15 protein-coding genes are annotated in these 17,226 nt (G+C 59.5%); 5 read left to right on the top strand and 10 right to left on the bottom strand.

Annotated features, from left to right (window positions below):
- The first annotated feature begins 22 nt into the window (after positions 1–22).
- The gene (locus HU718_RS18000; RefSeq protein WP_186614894.1) at positions 23–2,233 is read left to right on the top strand and encodes an LTA synthase family protein; all 2,211 of its coding nucleotides are present in this window, start codon (positions 23–25) and stop codon (positions 2,231–2,233) included.
- A gap of 68 nt (positions 2,234–2,301) precedes the next feature.
- Here HU718_RS18000 and HU718_RS18005 read toward each other — a convergent pair whose 3' ends face one another.
- Positions 2,302–2,715 (bottom strand): hypothetical protein, encoded by a 414-nt coding sequence (locus HU718_RS18005; protein WP_095118432.1) that lies wholly within the window; start codon positions 2,713–2,715, stop codon positions 2,302–2,304.
- Positions 2,716–2,987: 272 nt separating this feature from the next.
- Here HU718_RS18005 and katG point away from each other — a divergent pair, with 272 nt between their 5' ends.
- A complete protein-coding gene (katG, locus tag HU718_RS18010) occupies positions 2,988–5,258 on the top strand; it encodes a catalase/peroxidase HPI (protein WP_186614892.1) in 2,271 nt (756 codons plus the stop codon).
- Positions 5,259–5,541: 283 nt separating this feature from the next.
- Here the strand turns inward: katG and pepN are convergent, their stop codons facing one another.
- The 6 genes from pepN to HU718_RS18040 are packed head-to-tail and all read right to left on the bottom strand — an operon-like array spanning position 5,542 to position 12,058.
- On the bottom strand, positions 5,542–8,199 hold the full coding sequence (gene pepN / locus HU718_RS18015; protein ID WP_186614890.1) for an aminopeptidase N: 2,658 nt from the start codon (positions 8,197–8,199) through the stop codon (positions 5,542–5,544).
- 10 nt (positions 8,200–8,209) lie between these two features.
- Positions 8,210–9,040 (bottom strand): DUF2797 domain-containing protein, encoded by an 831-nt coding sequence (locus tag HU718_RS18020; protein WP_150707264.1) that lies wholly within the window; start codon positions 9,038–9,040, stop codon positions 8,210–8,212.
- Positions 9,037–9,297: a YeaC family protein gene (locus tag HU718_RS18025; protein WP_007919229.1), complete on the bottom strand. Its 261-nt coding sequence runs from the start codon at positions 9,295–9,297 to the stop codon at positions 9,037–9,039. The genes HU718_RS18020 and HU718_RS18025 overlap by 4 nt, the downstream gene beginning before the upstream one ends.
- 33 nt (positions 9,298–9,330) lie before the next feature.
- Entirely contained in the window at positions 9,331–10,200 is an 870-nt protein-coding gene (locus HU718_RS18030) for a rhomboid family intramembrane serine protease (protein ID WP_150707265.1), read from the bottom strand.
- A complete protein-coding gene (locus tag HU718_RS18035; protein WP_150707266.1) occupies positions 10,197–11,168 on the bottom strand; it encodes a metallophosphoesterase in 972 nt (323 codons plus the stop codon). The genes HU718_RS18030 and HU718_RS18035 overlap by 4 nt, the downstream gene beginning before the upstream one ends.
- Entirely contained in the window at positions 11,168–12,058 is an 891-nt protein-coding gene (locus HU718_RS18040; protein ID WP_003224174.1) for an NAD(+) kinase, read from the bottom strand. Before HU718_RS18040 ends, HU718_RS18035 begins: the two co-directional genes overlap by 1 nt.
- A 115-nt stretch (positions 12,059–12,173) precedes the next feature.
- On the opposite strand from HU718_RS18040, the gene HU718_RS18045 reads away from it, so the two are divergent.
- Positions 12,174–13,124: a DUF1853 family protein gene (locus HU718_RS18045; protein ID WP_186614888.1), complete on the top strand. Its 951-nt coding sequence runs from the start codon at positions 12,174–12,176 to the stop codon at positions 13,122–13,124.
- A 130-nt stretch (positions 13,125–13,254) separates the two neighbouring features.
- Here the strand turns inward: HU718_RS18045 and HU718_RS18050 are convergent, their stop codons facing one another.
- Positions 13,255–14,538 carry an arsenic transporter gene (locus HU718_RS18050; protein WP_150707268.1) on the bottom strand — a complete coding sequence of 428 codons (1,284 nt, stop codon included), beginning with the start codon at positions 14,536–14,538 and terminating at the stop codon, positions 13,255–13,257.
- A 155-nt stretch (positions 14,539–14,693) separates the two neighbouring features.
- Entirely contained in the window at positions 14,694–15,251 is a 558-nt protein-coding gene (locus tag HU718_RS18055; protein ID WP_038366013.1) for an NADPH-dependent FMN reductase, read from the bottom strand.
- 184 nt (positions 15,252–15,435) lie between these two features.
- On the opposite strand from HU718_RS18055, the gene HU718_RS18060 reads away from it, so the two are divergent.
- Positions 15,436–15,666, top strand: a complete 231-nt coding sequence (locus tag HU718_RS18060) for a hypothetical protein (protein WP_095118425.1) — start codon at positions 15,436–15,438, stop codon at positions 15,664–15,666.
- A gap of 85 nt (positions 15,667–15,751) precedes the next feature.
- Positions 15,752–16,645: a LysR family transcriptional regulator gene (locus HU718_RS18065; RefSeq protein ID WP_186614886.1), complete on the top strand. Its 894-nt coding sequence runs from the start codon at positions 15,752–15,754 to the stop codon at positions 16,643–16,645.
- Here HU718_RS18065 and HU718_RS18070 read toward each other — a convergent pair.
- Positions 16,611–17,225, bottom strand: coding sequence for a GNAT family N-acetyltransferase (locus HU718_RS18070; RefSeq protein WP_102899182.1), 615 nt, complete (start codon positions 17,223–17,225; stop codon positions 16,611–16,613). The genes HU718_RS18065 and HU718_RS18070 overlap by 35 nt on opposite strands.
- Between the last annotated feature and the right edge of the window lies 1 nt (position 17,226).

Genomic DNA, 17,226 nt, shown 5'->3' on the forward strand with positions numbered 1-17,226 from the left:
TAATGGCTGGAAGGTCTTTTTTGTGAGCGCTCTTTTTAACCGGTTGCGGCAGCCACATGCCCGCCTCTTTTCGTTGATCTTTCTCGTGCTGATTGTGCCGGTGTGCCTGCGTGCGGCACTGGGCTGGTCGGCACCGCTGGGTTATTTGTCGGACCTGGCCATTGGCAGTCTGTTGGTGGTATTGCTGCATCGCCGGGCGTGGTGGCTGGCCTTGCCGGTATTGCTGTTCTGGGGTTTGCTGGCGGTGGCGACCGCTGAACTGGTCAGCGCTGTCGGGCGTCTGCCGACGCCTTCCGACATTCATTACCTGATCGATCCGCAGTTCGTGGAAAATTCCACGGGTGGCGGGCTGGCGCATCCGGCGCTGGGCATCACTTTGCTGCTGGCTCTGGTGTTGTGGCTGCTGGCCCAATTTGCTGGCCGTGGCATGCAGCGTCCGCCCCTGCCCCGCGCTGTCTGGGGTGCGCCGCTGGTACTGTTCGCCGCGCACTGGGGCGCGCAGAACCTGTGGCCGAGCGAGGCCGATCCATGGCGCCAGTACAACCTGCCGCACCAGTTGCTGGCCACTGAAGTTGCTGATCTGCAGATTCGGGGCGAGGAATGGCTGGACGGTGATATCGAAGAACCTGCGCCGGCCATGGCCGGGCTCACCGATGTCGACCTCAATGGGCAGAAACTGCTGGCCGCACCGGGGCAAGCGCGCAATGTGCTGGTCATCGCCCTGGAAGGCATTCCCGGCGCCTATATCCGCGCCAACCGCGAGGCCATCGGCAGCCATTATCAGGAAGACCTGATGCCCAACCTCAGCCGCTGGGCCGAGCGCGGCATGAACACTCCGGATTACGTGCTGCACACGCACCAGACCATTCGCGGTCTGTACGCGATGCTTTGCGGCGATTACGACAAACTCAACAACGGCACGCCCAAAGGCGTGGAGATGCTCACCCTCAACGAGCGCAATCAGGCCTGCCTGCCGGCACAACTGCGTGAACACGGCTTCAGCACGCACTATCTGCAAGGTGCCGGGCTGCGCTTCATGGCCAAAGACAAGATCATGCCGCACATCGGTTTCGATGCGACTCATGGTCTGGAATGGTTTACCAACAGCAACTATCTGGAGTTCCCGTGGGGCAAGGATGACAAGGCGTTTTTCGAAGGCGCGCTGGACTATGTCGGCCAACTGAAAAAGCAGAAGCAGCCGTGGATGCTGACATTGCTGACCGTCGGCACGCATCAGCCCTACTCCGCGCCCGAGCAATACCTGGAGCGCTACGAAACGCCAAAACAGGCGGCCGTCGGTTATCTCGACGATGCGCTGGAGCAGTTCCTCAACGGCCTCGAACGCCAAGGCGTTCTGAAAGACACGCTGGTAGTGATCACCTCGGATGAATCCCACGGCATCGACGGCGTGCGACTGGCCTCGTCGTGGGGTTTCAATCTGACCCTGGCGCCGGAGCATGAACAACTGCCGCGCCTGAATGCCGGGGTTTACGGCCACGTCGATCTGAGCGCCTCGATCCTCGACTATTTCGACTTGCCGGTACCCACCGCACTGAGCGGCCGCTCATTGTTTCGCGACTACGATACCGGTCGCGAAATCATGTCGTTCACCAACGGCAAGCTGCGCTATCACAACGGTCAAGGCATCTTCTCCGAATGCGACATGCCGCGCCGCTGCCGCTATTACGAGAGCGCCGGTTTCATCGCCGAAAGCGCCAAATACAAAGGCAACTACAGCGGCCACCCGGCCCGGCAAATTGCCGCCCGCGCCAACGCGCTGGACCTGTCGCTGCTGCGCACACCGCTCAATCATCGCTATCAGTTCGGCAGCACCAACGTCATCCCGCTGCAAGCGCAGATCAACGATGACTGGGCCGACAACCTGATCGGCGCGCAGTACCTGGAAATGCCCAAAGGCTCGCACACCCGCGTGCGCCTGACCGTGCGCTCGGTCGATCCGCAGCAGGCCGCGTACATTCAGCTCAAGGCCAAGGAGTTTGAACAGGACGTGCAGATCGGTTTGCCACAGGAGATGGTCGCAACCGCCGACCAGCCACTGGAAATGAACTTCAGCTTCGACAACCCGCAAGAGCGCAAAGCGTTTTCTTTCCATTTGCTGGGTTATGGGCTGGGCGCGGTTGAGGTGACGGATTTCAGTGTAATTACGGAATTGCCAGGGCAGGAGGACACTTTGGATGAGTCTCCGCTGGTTGATGAAGAGCAAGCCAGCTGAGCAAATGTTTTCCTGAGCACTCTATATAAGAGCGGGGTGCCAAATGGCGGCACCCCGCAGGCTCCTAACTAAGCTCTCGTAACATAAAACCCGCCAACCATTGTTATGCCGTCCCCAAGTACGAGATCAATAACTCCATGAATCGTATTGCGATCATCACTCAAAGTATAAGTCGCGAAACCATGGATGGAACGGTAAGAAACATTGCCAGACTTAATCCACCAAAAATCCAAATGATAGGGCAAGGGCAGCTCTATCTTATGAGGCCCATTACCCACTACAGATAGGGGAAAACTCATCCACGCAGTGTTTTCGGAGTCAGCAACCGAGAGAATGTGACAAACGTCCGATAAGACCTCAAAATCCACATCGGCGGTCGCATAAATCAGCCCATTACTTACCTCCGCATAAATAAACCCTCCAGCATTTCCTTTAGTTTCCAACAACGACTTCATACGTGCCTCAATCTGATTACGGTCCATATATTCTCCTCAACGCTCTCATAGTTAATTTTGTATTTGAAACACTGCTACGTTAGGCGCGCACGTTCTTTCTGATCTACTGTCATAAATGACAGTTTTTTATATCAATAAGAAATAAAAACCCCGCCAGATAACATTTAGTTAACACGCGAAAGACTTTGCCTATCAGCCTCCAATAGTCGGCCTATTAGCTGACTCTCCAAGTCGGGTCTAGCCTTACTAGTCCGAAGTCGGCACGAGCCGGCCGTAGCAGACCTGATAAGGACCCGAACATGGCAAACGAATCGAAATGCCCGTTCAACCACGCCGCCGGTGGTGGTACGACGAACCGTGACTGGTGGCCGAATCAACTCAACCTGAAAATTCTCAGCCAGCATTCGCCCAAGTCCGACCCGCTGGGCAAGGATTTCGACTACGCCAAAGCCTTCAAGAGCCTCGACTTTCAAGCCCTGAAACAAGACCTCAACGCGCTGATGACCGACTCCCAGGACTGGTGGCCGGCCGACTTCGGCCACTATGGCCCCCTCTTCATCCGTATGGCCTGGCACAGCGCCGGCACCTACCGCACCGCTGATGGCCGTGGTGGCGCCGGTTCCGGCCAGCAACGTTTTGCGCCGCTCAACAGCTGGCCGGACAACGTCAGTCTCGACAAGGCCCGCCGCCTGCTATGGCCGATCAAGCAGAAATACGGACGCAATATTTCCTGGGCTGACCTGATCGTTCTCACCGGGAACGTTGCGCTGGAATCCATGGGCTTCAAGACCTTCGGTTTCTCCGGTGGCCGTCCCGATGTGTGGGAACCGGATGAGGACGTGTACTGGGGCTCCGAGCACGAATGGCTGGGTGGCGACAGCCGTTACGGCAAAGACAAGTCCGCCATGCAGGAGCCCGGTGACGGCACGCTGGTGGCCGAGCCGGATTTGCATGGCAAAGAAGAGAGTCGCACCGATCAGGGTGAGCGTAATCTGGAAAATCCGCTGGCCGCCGTGCAGATGGGCCTGATTTACGTGAACCCCGAAGGCCCTGAGGGTAATCCCGATCCAGTGGCCTCGGCCCACGACATTCGCGAAACCTTTGGCCGCATGGCCATGAACGATGAAGAAACCGTCGCGTTGATCGCTGGCGGTCACGCCTTCGGTAAAACCCACGGCGCCGGCCCTGCCGATAACGTCGGGCCTGAGCCGGAAGCGGCCGGCCTCGAAGAACAGGGCCTCGGCTGGCGCAACGCGTTCGGCACCGGCAAGGGTGGCGACACCATCACCAGCGGCCTCGAAGTGACCTGGACCACCACACCGACGAAGTGGAGTAATAACTACCTGGAAAACCTGTTCGGTTTCGAGTGGGAATTGAGCAAAAGCCCGGCAGGTGCGCATCAGTGGATTCCGAAAAACGGCGCCGGTGCCGGCACCGTTCCCCACGCCCATGATCCGAACAAGAAGCTCTCGCCAACCATGCTCACCTCCGACCTGGCGCTGCGTTTCGACCCGGCTTACGAGCAGATTTCCCGGCGTTTCCTCGCCAACCCTGATCAACTGGCCGACGCCTTCGCCCGTGCCTGGTACAAACTGATCCACCGCGACATGGGCCCGCTGTCGCGCTACCTCGGCCCGGAACTGCCGAACGAAGAACTGCTGTGGCAGGATCCGATTCCGGATGTCACTCACCCACTGATCGACGACAGCGATGCCGCAGCGCTGAAAAGCAAAGTACTCGCCTCAGGCCTGTCGGTGTCGCAACTGGTCTCCACCGCCTGGGCGGCATTCTCGACGTTCCGCGGTTCAGACAAGCGCGGCGGCGCCAACGGCGGTCGCCTGCGTCTGGCGCCGCAGAAGTTCTGGCAAGCCAACCAGCCTGAGCAACTGGCAAAAGTGCTGCAAACCCTTGAGGGCATTCAGGGCGAGTTCAATGGCGGCGCCGCCGGCAAGAAAGTCTCGCTGGCAGACCTGATCGTGTTGGCAGGGAATGCCGGGATTGAGCAAGCAGCGAAAAACGCCGGGCACTCCGTCTCCGTGCCGTTCAATCCGGGGCGTACGGACGCCAGCCAAGAGCAAACCGATGTCGACTCGTTCGGTTTCCTTGAACCGATTGCCGATGGTTTCCGCAACTACAGCAAGGGCAAATACACCGTGTCGGCCGAGGCGCTGCTGATCGACAAGGCACAACTGCTGACCCTCACCGCGCCGGAAATGACTGTGCTGCTGGGTGGTTTGCGGGTGTTGAACACCAACGTCGGGCAGACCCGGCATGGCGTGTTCACCTCGCAGACCGAGGCGCTGACCAATGACTTCTTCACCAACCTGCTGGACATGGGGGTGGAGTGGAAGCCAACGTCACGAGATGCGGATGAGTTCGAAGGACGCGACCGTAAAACCGGCAGCGTGAAGTGGACGGCGACGCGGGTTGATCTGGTGTTTGGTTCCAATGCGCAATTAAGGGCGCTGGCTGAGGTGTATGCCAGTTCGGATGCCAAGGAGCAGTTTGTTAAGGACTTTGTCGCGGCTTGGACGAAGGTGACGAATCTGGATCGGTTTGATTTGAAGTAATTTTCGGTAGATAAAAACGCCGCATTTTTTAATGCGGCGTTTTTTGTGTGTACGGCTTGGGTTTTGTGGTGATGCGTGAATCCTACCCCCTCACCCCAGCCCTCTCCCCCAGGGGGGCGAGGGGGAAAGGGAGCCGATCTTCGTGTTGTTCAAAACCTGAGTTCGACTCCGGACTTTCAGGTCGGCGTATAGCGCAAAGACACCTCGGTCAGTCCCCTCTCCCACTGGGAGAGGGCTAGGGTGAGGGCCGATCCGCAGCTGGAACACCGACTCCAACACACCATCAAGCCAGACTTTTGCTCACCACCTCATACACATCACTCGACAACTGCCCCGATGCCCGAATCCGCTCCAGCTCGCCCTTCATCAAGGCCTGACGCGCATCGTCATATTTGCGCCAGCGAGTCAGCGGCGCCAACTGCCGCGATGCGATCTGCGGGTTAAAGCCGTTCAGCTCGATCACCAGATCCGCGAGGAAACGATAGCCGGAGCCATCCGCCGCGTGGAAGTTGATCAGGTTCTGCCCGGCAAATGCACCTACTAGCGCACGCACCTTGTTCGGGTTCTTGATGTTGAACGCCGGGTGCTGCATCAACGCTTTCACCCGCTCCAGACCGCCGGGCAAGGTGCTGCCGGCCTGCACGCTGAACCACTGATCCATGACCAGCGGGTTATCCTTGAAGTGCTCGGCAAAACTCGCCAGCGCCAGTGCTTTCTGCTCTTCGAACGGTGAGTTGACCAACACCGCCAGCGCAGTCAGGCGCTCGGTCATGTTGTCGGCGTTTTCAAACTGCTCCAGCGCCGCCGCCAATACTTCCGGCTTACCACTAAGCATCAGATAAGACAGCGCAATGTTCTGCAGCGCGCGACGAGCAAAGTGCTCGGCCTCGGCCACATACAGGGTCTTTTTCGACAGGTCACGGTTGGCCTGATAACGCAGCCACAGCGCCTCGAACAAGCCTTCGGCCAATTGCTTGCGCGCGAACTCGCGAGCGATATGGATCGCATCGACATCCGCCACTTCGCTGATTTCAGTGAGGTACGCCTCACCCGGCAGCGAGAGCATTTCCGCGACCATGGCCTGATCCAGCGATTCGTCCGACAGCACCGTGCGCAACGCCGAAACCAGACGCGGATCAAGCTTCAGGCTCTCGCCCTTCTGCTGCTGACCAATCAGCTCTTGCAGCACTTGCACCGACAGTTGTTGACCGGCATCCCAGCGGTTGAAGCCATCGCTGTCGTGCTGCATCAGGAACATCAATTGATCGCGGTTGTACGGGAAGCTCAGTTTCACCGGCGCCGAGAAGCCGCGCAGCAGCGATGGCAGCGGTTGCTCAGCGATGTCGACGAAGGTGAAGGTCTGCTCGGCTTCGGTGACCGAGATCACGCGGGTGGTGCCTTGCGCCGACGCTTCACCGCTCAGACGCAGGGCAATCTCGTTGCCCTGGCTGTCCAGCAGGCCGAGTTCGACCGGAATCACGAACGGCAGTTTTTCTACTTTGTCCGGGGTTTCCGGGCAGCTCTGGCGGAAGGTCAGGCTGTAAGTTTTCGCGGCGGCGTCGTAAGACTCGCTCACCGCCAGACGCGGTGTGCCGGCCTGGCTGTACCAGCGCTTGAACTGGGTCAGGTCGACGCCGTTGGCATCTTCCATCGCCTTGATGAAGTCATCGCACGTCACGGCTTGGCCGTCGTGGCGCTCGAAGTACAGATCGCTGCCCTTACGGAAACCTTCAGCGCCGAGCAAGGTATGGATCATGCCGACCACTTCCGAACCCTTTTCGTACACGGTCAGGGTGTAGAAGTTGGAGATCTCGATGAAGCTGTCCGGGCGCACGGCGTGAGCCATCGGGCCGGCATCTTCGGCGAACTGATGGGTACGCAGATAAGCCACGTCCTGAATGCGCTTGACCGTGGCCGAGTTCATGTCGGCGGAGAAGCCGGAATCACGGAATACGGTGAAGCCTTCTTTCAGCGACAGCTGGAACCAGTCGCGGCAGGTCACGCGGTTGCCCGACCAGTTGTGGAAATATTCGTGGGCGACGATTGCTTCAACGCGCTGGTGTGCAGCGTCGGTGGCGGTTTCGGCGCGAGCGAGTACGGCGCTGGAGTTGAAGATGTTGAGGCCTTTGTTCTCCATCGCGCCCATGTTGAAGTCGTTGACCGCGACGATCATGAAGATGTCCAGATCGTACTCGCGACCGTAGACCTCTTCGTCCCAGCGCATCGACTTCTTCAGGCTGGTCATCGCGTGCTGGCACTTGTCGATGTTTTCCGGCTCGACGTAGATGCGCAGCGCAACATCGCGGTCGGTCATGGTGGTGAAGCTGTCTTCAACGCACCACAAATCACCGGCCACCAGCGCGAACAGGTACGCCGGTTTCATGAACGGGTCTTCCCAGGTTGCCCAGTGCCGGCCGTCTTCGCCCGGGCCCGAGGCAATCGGGTTGCCGTTGGAGAGCAGCACCGGGTAACTGTGCTGTTCGGCGACCACGGTGGTGGTGAACTTGCTCATCACATCCGGACGGTCGAGGTAATAGGTGATCTTGCGGAAACCTTCGGCCTCGCACTGGGTACAGAACATCGTGCCGGACTTGTACAGGCCTTCCAGCGCGGTGTTGGTTTCCGGGTGGATCTTGACGCTGGTGTCGACCGTGAAGGTTTCGGCTGTCGGCTGCAGGGTCAGATGGTTTTCAGACAATTGATAGTCAGCAGCGCCAAGCTCTTTATCGGCCAGCGTCACCGAGAGCAATTCCAGCTGCTGGCCGTCGAGCACCAACGGCGGCAAGCCCGGGCCACGTGCCGGGTTGCGGCGCATGACCAACTGCGCGTGCACCAGGCTGTGATCCTCGAACAACTCGAAGGTCAGGTGTGTTTCGTCGATCAGGTACTCGGGCGCCTGATAGTCCTTCAGGTAAATCATCTTCGGTTGTTCGGTGCGCATGCTGGAGTCCTTATTGATGCACGGCGAGCTGATAGGCCGTGTACTTGCGAATATTGATCACGCCGGTATCGAAGATCAGGTACTGGCCTTTGATGCCCAACAACGTGCCTTCGGCAATCGGGTTCTTGTCCAGGTTGAAGCTGACGATTTTCGCCGGGTATTGCTCGACCGGATAGCGGATTTCGAGAGGTTCTACATCGGCAATCGTCTGAATAGCTTGTAGGCCGAATCGCTCTTGCAGGCCTTGCAGACCTTCGGCGCAACTGTCGAACAGCTGATCGCGCACCTGCGCCAGATCGACCGCCGCCGCATCGCCTTTGAGTAGCGCGCGCCAGTTGGTTTTGTCAGCCACTTGACTGCGGAACAGATCTTCAACGAAACCGGACTGCTGCCGTGTGGCAACGCGCATGATCGGCAACGCCTGACACGCACCCTGATCAATCCAGCGAGTCGGCAGCTGCGTAGCACGAGTGATGCCAACCTTGATCCCCGACGAATTGGACAGGTAAACCACGTGGTCGGTCATGCAGAATTTCTCGCCCCACTCAGGCTCGCGGCAGGTACCGGCCTCATAGTGGCAGCGCTCCGGGCTCATGATGCACAGGTCGCACTGCGCCAGTTTGGTCATGCACGGGTAGCAATAGCCCTGACTGAAACTGGTTTTGGTCTTGCGCCCGCAATGGGTGCAGTGGATCGCCCCCAGGTACTCCAGACGCACCGTGGTGCCGATCAACGGGTTGACCGGCACCTCGACGTCATCCAGACGAAACGCGTATTGCACGTTCGGCCCGTCCAGGCGCGCCGACATTTTGCTGATTGCACCGCGGCCAATCTCGATCAATGGATGGCATCCGACTTGAACAGGATGTTCGGCACTTCGATCGACTTCGACGCACATTCCTGCGGGCCCATGTAACCGGTGCGCTGGTCTTCAGGCAGGTTCTGGATTTCCCAGGCGATCATCGCCTGCAACGACAGCTCGCGCTGCTCAGCGGTGAGTTTGCCACCGTCCGACCACTTGCCGATTTCCACGGCCAGTTTCAGACTCTCGTAGATGTCCGGGGTAATGTTGTTGATCATGTCGTTAAAAGAGGACATCAGGGTCTCCGTGCTCTTTATTCACTGAAAATTTTAGGCGGCCAGTTTACGGCGGTTATACAAACCACCCAACAAACCGGTGAAGCATCCGATGAGTAACCCGCTGACATGCGCGGCGTTGGCGATTTCGCCGAAGCCGATCACCGAGATCAGCCCGGACATGCACACCAACAACCAGATCAGCATCATTGCCAGTACACCACGCGGCAGACGATAGGCCGGGTTCGGCGACAGCAGCTGGAAGATCCAGCAATGCCCGAGCAAGCCGTAAAGTACTCCGGACAGACCACCGAACAAGGTCGCGCCGCTCCAGACAAACTGCGCGTAGTTGGAAACGAGGCTGAACAGCAGCGTCAGGCCGATCAGGTTGATGCTGCCCTGGCGCGACTCGATACGCCGCCCCAGCTCCCAGTACCACATGCCGTTCATGGCCAGGTGGAGGATGCCGAAGTGGATCAGCATCGGCGTGACCAGCCGCCACCACTGCCCCGCCGCCAGACTGTCGGCCAACGGCGTGAAGTGGATGTATTCGCCGATCACCTGAAAATCGAGAAAGGTCAGCCAGCGCAGGGTCTGCAGGTTTTCGCCCAGATAAGTCAGCCCGCCAACGATCAGGCACAACAACAGGATGAACCCCGTGGCCTTGGCGTATTTCAGTTGCTCGGCAAAGCTCGGCCGCTTGAAGGTCGGCGCGACCGGGATGTCCATTTGCTGATCGGGATCGCCCGCCGGGAAGCGCTCGTACAAGGAGCGCACGTCTTCGCTGATTTCTGCCGGCGCCCACAACACTTGTTCGCCGGCCTCTTCGCTGACCCGATGCGGGACCTGCATGCGTTGCAGCAGTTTGACGAAACCACTCAAGTCCACCGCCAACGGCAGACGTAATACCGCTACCGCACTCATTGCAGCACCTCCGGCCGCTCGACATCGACCCAGACAAATTTATGCGGATCCAGACGTGTTTCCTGATCCAGACGATAGGCGACCAGTTTGCCGTAGAGCACCGCGCTGTAATCCAGACACGCGAGGTTCGGGCGGATCGGCGCCGGTTTGCCGCTGCGCCAATAGTGGCCGACGAACAACAACGGCTCGTCGACGCCGTAGCGCAGCAGGTTGTTTTTTTCGCTGGAGGTCAGCGGCTTCTGCGCCACCGGATCTGGCAGTGCATCAGGCTGGAAAACGATATCGCCGTAAGTCTTCGGATCGTCCTCCCAGAACTTGGTGCGGAAGAACGAGCGCACCAGACCGTCGCCGCTGGTCATGGTCAGACCATCCGGCAGGCGCATATCGGTGCCGCGCAACAGACGGTCGAACACGGTGCAAGCGAAACTGTCCGGCACCGCCGAGGCCTGCAGGAAGTGTTCGTCGATGCAGCCATCGGGGAACAGCGCGCGCAACGGTTCGATCAGTCCGGCATCCCAGCAAGCGTGGACAACACGGAAACGTCCGGCGTCGACAAACAGCGGCAGCTCATAGAACCAGCGCTGGAAATCATGCCAGTCGCCAGGATGGTCTTCGAACTGGGTCAGGGTTTCGTGCAGCAGGCGCGCATGGCGCGGCGTGTGTTCGCGGACGAACTGCTTGCCGCTGCCCGGTAGCGCCGGCGTGCTCCAGCCGAGCGCGTTGAATTCGTGGTTGCCCATGATGCACAAGGCCTGACCGGCCTCGACCATGTCGTGAACGATGTGCAGCGCCTCGCGAATGCGCGGGCCACGGTCGATGATGTCGCCGACGAACACGGCCATGCGCGAAGGATGCCGCCAGACCCCGCCCTGCTTGTGATAACCGAGACGGTCCAGCAAGTGTTCGAGGGTCAGGGCGCATCCGTGCACGTCACCAATCAGGTCATAACTGCGCGCGGGATCGAGCATCAGTCGCCTCCACCGCCCAGCTTGCTGCCCCAGCCGAGCTTGGTGCGGCAGACTTCGTAGTAGTTGTGATCGAGCGGGTGAATCAGCCGCAGCTTCTGCGCTTTCTTGCTGACGGTGATGGTGTCGCCCGGCGCGCAGGTGAAATGGTTCTGCCCGTCACAGGAGACTTGCGGGTAAATCTGCATGTTTTTCGACACGACGATTTTCAGCTCACTGTTGCCATCGACCACAATTGGCCGGCTCGACAACATATGGGGGTACATCGGCACGATCACAATGGCATCGAGCTTGGGATGCATGATCGGCCCGCCGGCGGACAGTGCGTAAGCGGTGGAACCGGTCGGCGTGGCGACGATCAGGCCGTCGGCCTTCTGGCTGCAGACGAACTGGCCGTCGATGTACAGCTCGAACTCGATCATCCGCGTCGATTTTCCCGGGTGCAGCACCACGTCGTTGAGCGCATCGCCCTGACCGATGGCCTCGGCATGGCGGCGCACTTCGGCCTGCAGCAGGAAGCGGTTTTCCACCAGATAGTGGCCGTCGAGCACCTTGGCGACTTCGACTTCCAGCTCGTCCGGGCGAATATCGGTGAGGAAACCGAGGCTGCCACGGTTGATCCCCAGCACCGGAATATTGTGTTTGGCCAGCGCTCGCGCGGCGCCGAGCAGGCTGCCGTCACCGCCGACGACGATGACCATGTCGCAGACTTCGCCGAGCATCTTGCGCGACGAAGTTTGCAGGCCGTGGCCCGGCAGGACTTCGGCGATAGTGTCTTCGAGGATCACATGCAGGTGACGATCGAGCAGAAACCGTTTCAGTCGGCGGACGGTATCCAGCACCTGGGAACTGCCCAGGCGACCGATGATGCCGATATTACGAAATTGCTCCATGGGACCTCTGCGGACAATCGAAAACGCGAAAAACCCGATTATGGGCGAAAGCGCCGGTTAGACAAAATCCTTTCAGCCTCAAGGGTGCGCTCGTGTTTACGGCTATGCTCGCAAGATGATCCTATTTCCTGACTTGCTGCAGTTGCCCCACCAATTACGCCACCCGGAAGTGCGCGATCTGGCGTGGGTGATCCTCGCCCCGCCGATGCTCGCCACCACGCCGTGGCCGCAGCGCCATCCGCTGGCGGGCAGCGATTGGGTGCACGATCCAGAGCGACTGGAACACTGGTTGCGCCAGCTCGACCGCGACAGTTATGGCTTGCTGCATTGGTTGTCGCAGGCACGCACGCGGCGCCTGGGCCTGTATTACGAGCGGCTGTGGCAGTTTGCCGTGGAGCATGCGCCGGGCATCGAGCTGATCGCCGCCAACCTGCCGATCCGCCGCGAGGGCCACACCCTCGGCGAACTGGACATGCTGCTGCGTGACCGCGATGGCGTGCATCACCTGGAGCTGGCGATCAAGCTTTATCTCGGCCCACAGAATGGCGACGGTCGTGATGCGGCGCAGTGGCTGGGGCCGGGCTGTCATGATCGGCTGGATCGCAAACTGGCGCATCTGGCCGAACATCAGTTGCCAATCTCGGCGCGTCCGGAAAGTCGCGAAGTGCTGGCGGCGCTGGATATCGAGGTGTTCAGTGCGCAACTGTGGCTGGGCGGTTATTTGTTGTATCCGTGGCCTGGACAGGCTGAATCACCGAGCGGCGCACATCCGCAGCATTTGCGCGGTAGCTGGTTGCATCAAAAGGATTGGCCGGCGTTTGTCGCGCAACGCCCGGCCGGGCGCTGGCAACCCCTGCCCCGGCATGCCTGGCTGGCGCCGGCGCATTACCCGGCGGATCAGACCTGGACGTTGGAGCATTTACGGATGTGGCTGGAAGACCTGGAGCCGCTCGCCCCGGCGCAACTGTTGGTGCGCCTGACAGAGAATGCGCGGGGGGAATGGGAAGAGGCGGAGCGGTTGTTTCTGGTGTCCGATCTTTGGCCGAATGTCCCCGGCCAGGCCTGAAGTTTTTAGTGCGTGACCCGGCCTCTTCGCGAGCAGGCTCGCTCCCACATTTGGACTGCATTTCAAATGTAGGGAGAGGCGATACATCCCCCTGTGGGAGCGAGCCTGCTCGCGAATGGGCCACCTCGGTCTAGAGCGAAAGCCGCACAGCCAAAGCCGCCAACGTCACCAACAACACCGGCACCGTCAACACAATCCCGACCCGGAAGTAATACCCCCAGCCAATGTGAATGCCCTTGCGCTCCAGCACATGCAGCCACAGCAACGTCGCCAGACTGCCAATCGGGGTAATCTTCGGCCCCAGGTCACTGCCGATCACATTGGCGTAAATCATCGCCTCCTTGATCACTCCACTGGCCTGACTGGCATCAATCGACAACAAACCAATCAACACCGTCGGCAGGTTATTCATGATCGACGACAGCAACGCCGTCAGCACGCCCGTGCCCATTGCTGCGCCCCACACACCATGACCGGCAAAGACATCCAGCCAACCGGCCAGATACCCGGTCAGCCCGGCATTGCGCAGGCCATACACCACCAGATACATGCCCAGCGAAAAAATCACGATCTGCCAAGGCGCTTCTTTCATGACCTTGCGCGTGGAAATCTTGTGGCCACGGGCAGCGATGCCCAACAACAGCGCGGCGCACACGGCGGAAATCGCACTGATCGGAATGCCCAAGGGCTCCAAGGCGAAACAGCCGATCAACAGGATCGCCAACACCGCCCAGCCCGCATAAAACGTGGCTTTGTCATGGATCGCGGTTTCTGGATGCTCAAGCTGCTCCGGGTCGTAAGCCTTGGGAATGTCGCGGCGGAAAAACCACAGCAACATGCCCAGCGTTGCCGCGACGCTGACAAAGTTGACCGGCACCATCACCGCTGCGTAGCGGTTGAAGCCGATGTGAAAGAAGTCCGCCGAAACGATGTTGACCAGGTTCGACACCACCAGCGGCAGGCTCGCGGTGTCAGCGATAAACCCTGCGCCCATGACGAATGCCAACGTCGCCGCCGGGGAAAAGCGCAGCGCCAGCAACATCGAAATCACGATCGGCGTGAGGATCAGCGCCGCGCCGTCATTGGCGAACAACGCCGACACCAGCGCGCCGAGCAGCACCATAAACGCAAACAACTTGCGCCCACTGCCGCGCCCCCAGCGCGCCACGTGCAATGCGGCCCAATTGAAAAAACCGGCTTCGTCGAGCAATAGACTGATGATGATCAGCGCGACGAAGGTGCCGGTAGCGTTCCAGATGATCTGCCACACCAGCGGGATATCGCTCAGGTGCACAACGCCAAAGATCAGCGCCAGCACCGCGCCAAGCGTCGCACTCCAGCCGACGCCGAGGCCTTTGGGCTGCCAGATGACAAGGGTAATGGTCAGCAGGAAAATCAGTGACGCAGCGAGCATCCGCAACAGCCTTAAATTGAAATGGGGTTATGAAGCCAACACAAAACCTGTAGGAGTGAGCCTGCTCGCGATAGCGGTGAGTCAGTCGCTTAATCGTCAACTGACTCACCGCTATCGCGAGCAGGCTCACTCCTACATTGTGTTCCGTGTATGGCTTACTTTTTGTGTTGCTCTACGAACTGTCCGTACGCATTGATAAAACTTTGCAGAAAAGGTTTCACCGATTCGCTCAACTTGCCCGCCTCGTCAAACGCCGAACCCGCGCCGCCCAGATACGCTTCCGGCTGCTGCATGCACGGCACATTGAGAAACACGAACGACTGGCGCAGATGCTGGTTGGCACCGAAACCACCAATGGCACCCGGCGATACACTGATCACCGCCCCCGGCTTGCCACTCCAGACGGCCTTGCCATAAGGCCGCGAACCAACGTCGATGGCATTCTTCAGCGGCGCCGGCACCGAACGGTTGTATTCGGGCGTGACAAACAGCACCGCGTCGGATGAACCCACTTTTTGTCGAAAAGTGCTGTAGGCTGCCGGCGGTGAATCGCCGTCGATGTCTTCGTTATAAAGTGGCAGATCGCCAATTTCGACAATCTCAAGCTTGAGGTTCGCCGGGGCCAGCTCCGCCAGCGCCAGGGCGACTTTGCGATTGATCGAAGCTTTGCGCAGGCTACCGACCACTACAGCGACGTTGTAGACATTGCTCATGGAAGAACTCTCGATGGTCCGTGGGAGGAGCCCGTAGTTATAGATGATCCGGTGACGATTCCACCAGCACCCGAGGTAAATTCCCGCGTGTTGATTATTTTTTTCCTGTAGGAAAACTTACAGGCCTTGATGGCGGTCTACCAAGCCGCAAATCAAGCGTTTTATCTCCAGAGGTTCTAAGCAGATGGCAGCAGTACTGGTCGGTCAGTTCCATGCAAGAGATGCGGAAGGCCGCGTTTATTCCGTGCATGAGTTCCAGGAATCCAACCCGTCGGCAGACGGTTCCACTGGCTCGGAGCCGATTTACAAGTTGGCCATTGGCGATCGCGTCAACAAGGTCAACGAGAACGAGTTTCTCCTGGTTCAGTCAGGCATCACCCTGATCCGCGAGCCCGAGCCAACCGTCGCTTCATAACTGGCCGTTATGAGCAGAAGTCATATGCGCAGACTTGGGGTAGGATTCAGCCACTGACCCCACCTGCTGAACATGGACTTCACGCATGCGTTTACGTCATATCGAAGTGATTCAGGCGCTCTTGCAGACCGGTCACCTGGGCACCGCGGCCGAATGGCTGCAGTTGCCGGTGACCGAGGTCGAAGAGCGTTTGCGCGAAGCCGAGAGTCAGTTGGGGTTCATGCTGTTCGCCAGCGTGCGCGGGCGCCTGCAATCGACGCCCGAAGCAAGGGCGTTACAGGTAGAAATCGCTCACGTTTATGAAGCGTTGGAACCCGTGCAACGGCTGGCCAGCAGCCTCAAGCAATACCTCGCCCCGCCACTGCGCATCATCGGCACCCCGCCGCTGGCGCAACAATTACTCCCGCAAAGCCTTGCTGCCCTGCGCCGACGCCTGCCCGATGCGCCGTGCAGCCTGCTCAGTGCGCCGACCCGCGATATCGTCCGCAGCCTGTTGTTGCGCGAAAGCGAACTGGGCTTGAGCCTGCACGACCCCGAACATCCCGACATTGATTGCCGGCCATTGGCCCAGGGCAAGCTGCAACTGCTCGCGCCCCACGGCTGGCTGCAACCGAAACAGAAATACATTTCCCTGCAGGATCTCGCGGGCCAGGCCATGGTCGGCCTCGAAGGCCAAGACCCGTTGAGCCCGGCGCTGGAAAACAAACTTCAGGCGCTGCGCCCGGCACCGAGCATCCAGACCCGGGTGCAAACCCATCAGATGATGCGCAGCATGGTCGAGGCCGGCGAAGGCCTGGCCATCGTCGACCCGTTCACCGCACTGGGCGCGCGCGCCGCCGGGCTGGATGTCTGCCCGCTGTCGCCAGCCGTGCCGATCAGCCTCTACGCGCTGACCTTCAAGCACGCCGCGCCGTCGGCGGCGATTCAGACGTTACTGGCGATCATCACGGAACAAGCCGAGGCGATGCTGGCGAGCTGAGCGAGTTCTCCAGCGGATTATCGAACAATCGATACCAGAACAACGCCACTTCGGCGGTGTTCGGATCAATGCCGCGATAGCGCAACTGGTCCACGCCACCAATCACGTAGCCACAACGCTCATACAATCGACAGGCGCCGAGGTTGTTGTTCTGGGTTTCGAGCATGATGCCCGGCAGCTTTTTCTTGCGACTCCAGAACTGCGCGACATCGAGCAACGCCTTGGCCACACCATGACGCCGGGCCGGCGCATGCACCGCCAGCTCATCGATGTGCGCAAAACCGTTCCAGTTGGTGCTGATCACCAGATGGCCAACCGGCTCATCGTCGAGATAGGCCATGAAAATCGCGCTGTCCGGCGCGTTGTGGAAAGCGCTGAACTCTTCCGGATCAATGCCGTAGCATTTGCGGTACGGCACGATCGGCGTCACCCGCCATTGCTCGACCGGCTGACCAATGACGGCGGCGCCATAAGCGGCGACTTCGAAACTGAAGTCGCTGCCCCAGATATACGGCGCAAAGCCTTCATCGGCGACGCGCACCGACAGCCCTGGGTATTTCGGATTCATGACCGGTTGCATA

It is taken from the genome of Pseudomonas tensinigenes, from assembly GCF_014268445.2.
In the GTDB taxonomy this organism is placed as follows: Bacteria; Pseudomonadota; Gammaproteobacteria; order Pseudomonadales; family Pseudomonadaceae; genus Aquipseudomonas; species Aquipseudomonas tensinigenes.

Bases quoted from the DNA above. Each gene is read 5' to 3' on its own strand.
- HU718_RS18005 (WP_095118432.1), bottom strand. From the start codon at position 2,715: ATGGACCGTAATCAGATTGAGGCACGTATGAAGTCGTTGTTGGAAACT.
- katG (WP_186614892.1), top strand. From the start codon at position 2,988: ATGGCAAACGAATCGAAATGCCCGTTCAACCACGCCGCCGGTGGTGGT.
- pepN (WP_186614890.1), bottom strand. From the start codon at position 8,199: ATGCGCACCGAACAACCGAAGATGATTTACCTGAAGGACTATCAGGCG.
- HU718_RS18025 (WP_007919229.1), bottom strand. From the start codon at position 9,297: ATGTCCTCTTTTAACGACATGATCAACAACATTACCCCGGACATCTAC.
- HU718_RS18030 (WP_150707265.1), bottom strand. From the start codon at position 10,200: ATGAGTGCGGTAGCGGTATTACGTCTGCCGTTGGCGGTGGACTTGAGT.
- HU718_RS18035 (WP_150707266.1), bottom strand. From the start codon at position 11,168: ATGCTCGATCCCGCGCGCAGTTATGACCTGATTGGTGACGTGCACGGA.
- HU718_RS18040 (WP_003224174.1), bottom strand. From the start codon at position 12,058: ATGGAGCAATTTCGTAATATCGGCATCATCGGTCGCCTGGGCAGTTCC.
- HU718_RS18045 (WP_186614888.1), top strand. From the start codon at position 12,174: ATGATCCTATTTCCTGACTTGCTGCAGTTGCCCCACCAATTACGCCAC.
- HU718_RS18050 (WP_150707268.1), bottom strand. From the start codon at position 14,538: ATGCTCGCTGCGTCACTGATTTTCCTGCTGACCATTACCCTTGTCATC.
- HU718_RS18055 (WP_038366013.1), bottom strand. From the start codon at position 15,251: ATGAGCAATGTCTACAACGTCGCTGTAGTGGTCGGTAGCCTGCGCAAA.
- HU718_RS18060 (WP_095118425.1), top strand. From the start codon at position 15,436: ATGGCAGCAGTACTGGTCGGTCAGTTCCATGCAAGAGATGCGGAAGGC.
- HU718_RS18065 (WP_186614886.1), top strand. From the start codon at position 15,752: ATGCGTTTACGTCATATCGAAGTGATTCAGGCGCTCTTGCAGACCGGT.
- HU718_RS18070 (WP_102899182.1), bottom strand. From the start codon at position 17,225: ATGCAACCGGTCATGAATCCGAAATACCCAGGGCTGTCGGTGCGCGTC.